We start from the raw sequence: 6998 nt of genomic DNA on the forward strand, positions 1-6998 counted from the left end.
GGATGAGCGCCTGGCATGCTGTGCCGATGGTCCGCCGCCCCCGCTCCCGTACCGGTGTCACCGAACTCGACCAGGCGATCGAAGCGCTGGTCGAACAGGCGGGCCTGGACGACAACCAGGATCTGTACCTGGAAATGCTCACCTCGGTCCTTCGCATGGGTCGGGAGCGCACCGATCGGGGCGACGTCAAGATCATCAACTCGGCGCTGAAGGAACTGCGCAACGCCTTCACGGTGTTTGCCCCCTATGCCGACGTGCCCAAGTGTGCGGTGTTCGGCTCCGCCCGCACCGCCGAGGACACCGAGGCCTACCGGATGGCGCGTGAGGTGGGTCGTCACCTGGCCGATGCGGGGTGGATGGTCATGACCGGTGGAGGACCGGGCATCATGACCGCCGTCGTCGAGGGAGCGGGTCCGGAAGCCAGCTTTGGGGTGTCGATCGTGTTGCCCTTCGAGCCGGGCGGCTCCCAGCACGCAGCGCTCTTCGACGGTAAGAACATCAACTTTCGCTACTTCTTCAGTCGCAAGCTCACCTTGACCAAGGAGTCATCGGGTTACGTCGTGTTCCCTGGCGGGTTCGGCACCTTGGACGAGACGATGGAGCTGCTGACGCTGATGCAGACCGGCAAGGCGCCGCCCTCGCCGGTGGTGCTCTTCGAGCCGCCGGGGGATGCCTACTGGCGAAGCTGGCGCCACTATGTGGAGGTGGAGCTGCTCGATGCCGGGCTGATCTCACCGGTCGACCTCGACATGGTGTACATCACTTCCGACCCGGGCGATGCGGTCGCCTACGTGCGCAACTTTTACCGGGTGTTCCACTCGATCCGTCATGTGGGCAACCGGCTCTACATCCGACTCAACATCGACATCTCCGACGAGGCGATTGCCACCCTCAACGCCGAGTTCGGCGACCTGCTGACCAGCGGAAGTATCGAACGCGCCGAAGCCGCAGCGGTGGAGGTGGCCGACGGTGACGTCCCCGACCTGCCACGACTGCGGCTTCGGTTCAACAATGCTGCTCACGGTCGGTTGCACCTGATGGTGCAGCGACTGGGTGAGCTGGTCTGATCTGCTGCTCGGTCGGCGAACCGATCAAGCGATCAGTTGGAAGCGGCGCCGGCGGGCTCATCGCTCGTCGACGAGGACTCGGCGTCGATGCTGGTCGCGCCGACACCGATCGGCACCTTCACGGCCAGGGCCTTTTCCGAGACCGGAATGCGCAGTTCGAGCACGCCGTTATCGAAGTGGGCGCTGATGTTCTGGCCGTCCAACGTGTCCGACAACGTGACCTGACGGCGCACCGTGCCGAAGCGTCGCTCTGCGACCAGGCGTTGCGTTCCTTCGGGGAGTTCGGGCTGCGTGCGGCTGGCGGTCAGCGTCAGCACGTGGTTTTCGACGGTGACGTCGACGTCGTCGGCCCGAAAGCCGGGCAGGTCGTAGCTGAGCACCACTTCGTCGCTGCTGCGAACGGCGTCGAAGGGTGCGGGGATCGAGCGGCTTCGGGGGTCGACCTCGAACAGTCGCTCGACGTCTCGGAATGGATCCCATGTGGTGAGCATGATGTGCGCCTCCTCAAGCGTTTGGGGTGAGTGTGTCACCTGACGATGGTCAGTATGACACCAAAGTTGAGTGGTTGTGCATCAGGTTTGGTGATTCGCGCACGCTTGTGACGAATGCCATGATCACCCGGGCTACACCCGATCGACGATGAGGGCGGCGACCAGCTCGTCGTCCTCCATCTCGTACTCACCGTCGAGCACCCGCTTGAGCTGATAGCGATCGGCGAGGGTTGGGTCGAGGTCCATTCGGTACGTCGCCGCGGCGTGGACGACCTGATCGAAGAACGGGCGACCGGACCTGAGCGTGGACGTGGTGACATCGTCCCGACTCAACGTCATGGTGGCAAAAACCTCGACCCCGAGGGCACCGAGGATCTCGAGGCCCTGCACGTTGACGCGCCGCTCCTTGAGCGCTCCGACCTTCGTGGTCTCCTGGCTGATCGAAATGGAATCGACGTCCTCGTAGCCCATCGAGAAGTACAGGTGACCATCACCGCCGTCGTCGATCCTGTCGCTCAGCGGGCTCTCCCCGTTCATCTGGCCGAGCAGGCGACGGTCGGTGACGACCAGGATGCCATCACCCGAGATGAACGGAATGAGCTGAACGTCCTGAGACTCCTCCGCCGGAAGGAGCCGCATCAACTGGCCGCTGCTTTGCGAGGCGGCCGACAGAATCCCCCCGCTGAAGCAGTAGCGGCCGATCTCTGTCTCGTCGGTCGCGGGAAGCACCTGCCCAGACGGATGGAGACGAGCATTGATCTGCGGGATCGAACCCTCGGGCGCCACTTCGGCAAGGTGCATGCGCGGGTTGGCCGCGCCCAGGTGTTCGATCAGTGTGTTGAGAGATGCCATCGGTCCCCTTTTCGTCACCGGGCCCCCCGAGACGGGCTCGTCCGGTATGAGCGAACGGAATCCAACCTAGTTGGGAGGATGTCGGAAGAAATGGGCTTGAGGCGCTCTGACGCGAAACGACCCGGGCGCAGGGCGCCCGGGTCGTTTCGAACTCGTGGGTGGCGCCGTAGCGCCACTCGCTCTCAGGTGAACGAGGTCACTGCGCCAGGCGCTTCTCCAGGTCGGACAGCTCGTCGGCCATCTCCTGGGGCAGGCGCTCGCCGACGAACTCGTAGTGACCGCGGATCAGCTCCACCTCGGCTCGCCACGACTCGTTGTTGACGTCGAGGATCTTGGCCATCGTCTCGTCGTCGAGGTCGAGGCCGCTGAGGTCGAGCGAGTCGGTCGTGGGGATGTTGCCGATGGCGGTCTCCTCGGCGTCGGCGTTGCCGTTGAGGCGCTCGACGACCCACTTGAGCACCCGGGAGTTCTCGCCGAAACCGGGCCACATGAACGAACCGTCGTCGTCCTTACGGAACCAGTTGACCCAGAACAGCTTGGGCAGCTTGTCGGCGTCGGTCGCCTTGCCGATCTCAAGCCAATGGTTGAAGTAATCGCCCACGTTGTATCCCATGAACGGCAGCATGGCGAAGGGATCGAAGCGAACGTCGCCCACCTTGCCGGCCGCCGCTGCGGTCTTCTCCGAGCTCATGATCGAGCCGAGGAACACGCCGTGCTGCCAATCGAAGCTCTGGGTCACCAGCGGAACGTTGGTGGCCCGGCGGCCGCCGAAGAGGATGGCCGAGATCGGCACGCCCTCGGGGTTCTCCCAGTCATCGGAGATCGAAGGCGTCTGCGATGCCGGCGAGGTGAAGCGGGCGTTGGGATGGGCGGCGTTGGTGCCCGACTCGGGGGTCCAGTCGTTGCCCTTCCAATCGATCAGGTGCGCCGGCGGTTCGTCGGTCATGTCCTCCCACCACACGTCGCCGTCATCGGTGAGGGCCACGTTGGTGAAGATCGAGTTCTTGGCCAGCGACTGCATCGCGTTGAAGTTCGACTCGTCGGACGTTCCCGGAGCCACGCCGAAGAAGCCCGCCTCGGGGTTGATCGCCCGCAGGCGGCCCTCGTCGTCGAACTTCATCCATGCGATGTCGTCGCCGATGGTCTCCACCGTCCACCCGGGCAGGGTGGGGACGAGCATCGCCATGTTGGTCTTGCCACAGGCCGACGGGAAGGCCGCAGCGATGTAGGTCTTCTCGCCCTCGGGCGAGGTGAGCCCCAGGATCAGCATGTGCTCGGCCATCCAGCCCTGATCGCGGCCCATCGTCGAAGCGATGCGCAGCGCAAAGCACTTCTTGCCCAGCAGGGCGTTGCCGCCGTAGCCGGAACCGTAGGACCAGATCTCGGAGGTTTCGGGGAAGTGGCTGATGTACTTGGTCTCGTTGCACGGCCAGGTGACGTCGGGGCGCTCGTTGCCGTCGGCGTCGACGAGCGGGTAGCCCACCGAGTGCAGGGCGGGCACGAACTCGCCGTCCTCGCCGAGCACGTCGAGTGCGCCCTGGCCCATGCGGGTCATGATGCGCATGTTGGTGGCCACGTAGGCCGAGTCGGTCAGCTCGACGCCGATGTGGGCGATCGGCGAACCGAGCGGGCCCATCGAGAACGGCACCACGTACATGGTGCGGCCCCGCATGGCGCCCCGGTACAGCTCGAGCATCTCGGCCTTCAGCTCGGAGGGCTCGCGCCAGTGGTTGGTGGGACCGGCGTCGATCTCCTTGGCGGAGGCGATGAAGGTGCGGTCCTCCACCCGGGCGACGTCGTCAGGGTCGGACAGGGCCAGGTAGCTGTTGGGCTTCTTGGCCTCGTTCAGCTTGGTGAAGACGCCCTCGGCGACGAGCAGCTGGGCCAGGCGGTCGTATTCCTCTTCGGAGCCGTCACACCACTCGACGGCATCAGGCTGGAAGATCTCCCGCCACTCCTCGACCCAGTCGAGCAGCTTCTGGTTGTTCGTGGTTCCAGCCATCAGATCAGGCCTCCTTGTCGTGTGGCGCTGCGCGCCTCTGGGGCCGGCCCCGGAAGGTTTTCCGAGTCCGGGAAACCCGGCGTACCCATATCGATTTCCGATCCGAGCCTGACCGTCGTGGCCAAGTGCACCGGCTGCCCGTGCTCGTCAGTGTCGGCGGTCAGCTCGAAGACCACCCGCTGGCCTGGGCGCAACATGCGGAAGATCGAACCGGTCAGCGCGTCGGCGGCCAGGTCGTGTTCTCCCAGCGTGCTGTCGCTGATCACCGTGCCGTCGCCGGTGAGGGGGTCGTAGCTCTTGATCACACCCTGCACGTGGACGCTCCGTTCGATTCAAATGTTGGCCACAACCGGCCACACGTCAAACGGGACGCGTGACCCTGGTGCTGTGACCAGTCAAGCCTACAACGCGAGGTTTTCACAAGCGGACGAAACACAGTTCGTGTCGCTTGGTGCAGTGGCGTCGCTCAGGCGGACTCGGGCTGCCAGTTGCGGGCCGGTGGCTTGGTGACCTTGCCGGCCTTGAGGCAGCCGGTGCAGACGTCGATGCGCTTGGTGGAACCGTTGACGACGGCTCGAACCCGTTGGATGTTCGGGTTCCAGCGGCGGCGGGTGCGGCGATGGGAGTGCGACACCGACATGCCGAAGCTGGGCTTCTTGTTGCAGAGTTCGCAAACGCTGGCCATGGAACGATCCTTCGCTGTGGGGGAGACACCGCCTCATCGAAGGGCGCGTGTAATGCGACTGACAAGGTTACCCGGTTGGCAGGCTCCTGGCGCAACGCGAGCAGATGATCGGCCGGTGGAGCCCGGTGTCCCGGTGAGATGTCAGCATGGGAGGGTGACGACGTCAACGCCGCTGTCCCTGCGGGATCTCGACGCCCTCGCCGTCGACAAGCTGCGCGGCGTGGGTGGCAAAAAGCGTGAGGGACTGGCCATGCTCGGCATCGACTCGGTGCTCGACCTGCTGTTCCACTACCCCCGTCGCTACGTCGACCGCACCAGGGAGGCGCGCATCGCCGACCTGAAACCGGGGGAGGAGGGCATGTTTCTCGGCGAGGTGGAGCGGATCTCAGGGCGCCGGGTGCGGGGCGGCCGGGCGCTGGTCGAGGCCAGGGTGACCGACGGCAGCGGCTCGATGAAGGTGACGTTCTTCAACCAGGCCTGGCGGGAGCGCCAGCTGCCCACCGGCACCAAGGCGGTGTTCTACGGCAAGGTGGACGAGTTCCGCGGGACCCGGCAGCTGACCAACCCGGTCGTCGACCTGGTCGGCGACCGCACCGGGAAGATCCTGGCCATCTATTCCCAATCCGAGAAGGCCAAGCTGAGCACCTGGGAGCTGGCCGACTGGGTGGCCGAGGCGTTGCGCCGCATTGCGCCCCGGGGCATGGCCGACCCGGTGCCTCGCCGGGTGCTCGACGCACTCGACCTGATCGATCGCCAGGATGCGATGGCCACGATCCACGCGCCCGAATCGATGGGCCACATGATCAAGGCGCGTTCCCGGCTGGTGTTCGACGAGCTGTTGCGGGTGCAGCTGGCCCTGGTGGCAGCCAAAGCCGAGCGGGAGCGAACCGTCACCGGCGTGGTCCACGCGCTGGGGGAGCGGGCCGACCGGGCGGTCTCGCCTGGGTTGGTCGATGCCTTCCTCGCGTCGCTGCCGTTTCCGCTCACCGACGCCCAGACCCGGGCGATCGACGAGATCCTCGCCGACCTGGAGCGCCGCTCGGCCATGCACCGCCTGTTGCAGGGCGACGTGGGCGCCGGCAAGACCCTGGTGGCGGTTGCCGCGCTGCTCGCTGCGGTGCAGGGCGGTCACCAGGGGGCGCTGATGGCGCCCACCGAGGTGCTGGCCGAACAGCACCACCGGGGCATCGCCGAGCTGTTGGATGGGTTCGTCGTGCCCGCACCCGACACGCTGCTCGGCGAGCGGCCATTGCACGTGGCCCTGTTGACCAACCGGCTGTCGGCGCCGCAGCGCCGCACCGTGCTCGCCCAGTTGGCCTCCGGCGAGATCGACCTGGTCATCGGCACCCATTCGTTGATCTCCGAGGGGGTGGACTTTGCCAGCCTGGGCGTGGCGGTCGTCGACGAGCAGCACCGTTTCGGCGTCGATCAGCGGGCGGCGCTGGCCGAGGTGGGGGAGGGCGACAGCCAGCCCGACCTGCTCGTGATGACCGCCACGCCCATTCCCCGCACGGCGGCGATGACCGTGTACGGCGATCTCGACGTGTCGACGCTGGACGAGCTGCCGCCCGGCCGCACCCCGATCGTCACCCGCTGGGCTCAGACGCCGTTGGACGTGGAGGCGGTGTGGCAGACGGTGCGTGACGAGGTGGCCGCCGGGCGTCAGGCCTACGTGGTGTGCCCGCTGGTCGGGGAGTCCGAGAAGCTCGAGGTGGCTTCGGCGGAGGAGACGCTCGAGGAGTTGGCCAACGACCGGCTGAAGGGTCTGCGGCTGGGGCTGTTGCACGGCCGCATTCCCGCCGACGAGGGAGACGTCACCATGGCGGCGTTCCGGGCGGGCGAGCTGGACGTGCTGGTGGCCACCACGGTGATCGAGGTGGGCGTCGACGTCCCCAACGCCA

At 66.2% G+C, this 6998-nt stretch carries 7 protein-coding genes; 2 read left to right on the forward strand and 5 right to left on the reverse strand.

Translation table 11 applies throughout. The annotated features are described in order from the left end of the window. The first annotated feature begins 26 nt into the window (after positions 1–26). On the forward strand, positions 27–1067 hold the full coding sequence (locus tag PKD89_RS01485) for a TIGR00730 family Rossman fold protein (protein ID WP_289012173.1): 1041 nt from the start codon (positions 27–29) through the stop codon (positions 1065–1067). Between the two features lie 32 nt (positions 1068–1099). On the opposite strand, the gene PKD89_RS01490 is transcribed toward PKD89_RS01485, so the two are convergent. The 5 genes from PKD89_RS01490 to rpmB form a co-directional block, all read right to left on the reverse strand. After that, a complete protein-coding gene (locus tag PKD89_RS01490; protein ID WP_289012172.1) occupies positions 1100–1597 on the reverse strand; it encodes an Hsp20/alpha crystallin family protein in 498 nt (165 codons plus the stop codon). A gap of 93 nt (positions 1598–1690) precedes the next feature. Next, positions 1691–2410: a hypothetical protein gene (locus PKD89_RS01495; protein ID WP_289012171.1), complete on the reverse strand. Its 720-nt coding sequence runs from the start codon at positions 2408–2410 to the stop codon at positions 1691–1693. A gap of 196 nt (positions 2411–2606) precedes the next feature. Further along, on the reverse strand, positions 2607–4412 hold the full coding sequence (locus PKD89_RS01500; RefSeq protein ID WP_289012170.1) for a phosphoenolpyruvate carboxykinase (GTP): 1806 nt from the start codon (positions 4410–4412) through the stop codon (positions 2607–2609). Continuing rightward, on the reverse strand, positions 4412–4726 hold the full coding sequence (locus PKD89_RS01505; RefSeq protein ID WP_287389413.1) for a hypothetical protein: 315 nt from the start codon (positions 4724–4726) through the stop codon (positions 4412–4414). The genes PKD89_RS01500 and PKD89_RS01505 overlap by 1 nt, the downstream gene beginning before the upstream one ends. Before the next feature lie 152 nt (positions 4727–4878). Then, positions 4879–5097, reverse strand: coding sequence for a 50S ribosomal protein L28 (rpmB, locus tag PKD89_RS01510; RefSeq protein WP_287377453.1), 219 nt, complete (start codon positions 5095–5097; stop codon positions 4879–4881). A gap of 154 nt (positions 5098–5251) precedes the next feature. Between rpmB and PKD89_RS01515 the strand changes: the two genes are divergently transcribed. Then, a partial coding sequence (locus PKD89_RS01515; protein WP_324332231.1) for an ATP-dependent DNA helicase RecG occupies positions 5252–6998 on the forward strand: 1747 nt, incomplete at its 3' end.

The organism is Candidatus Neomicrothrix sp., assembly GCF_035329545.1.
GTDB classification, from domain to species: domain Bacteria; phylum Actinomycetota; class Acidimicrobiia; order Acidimicrobiales; family Microtrichaceae; genus Microthrix; species Microthrix subdominans.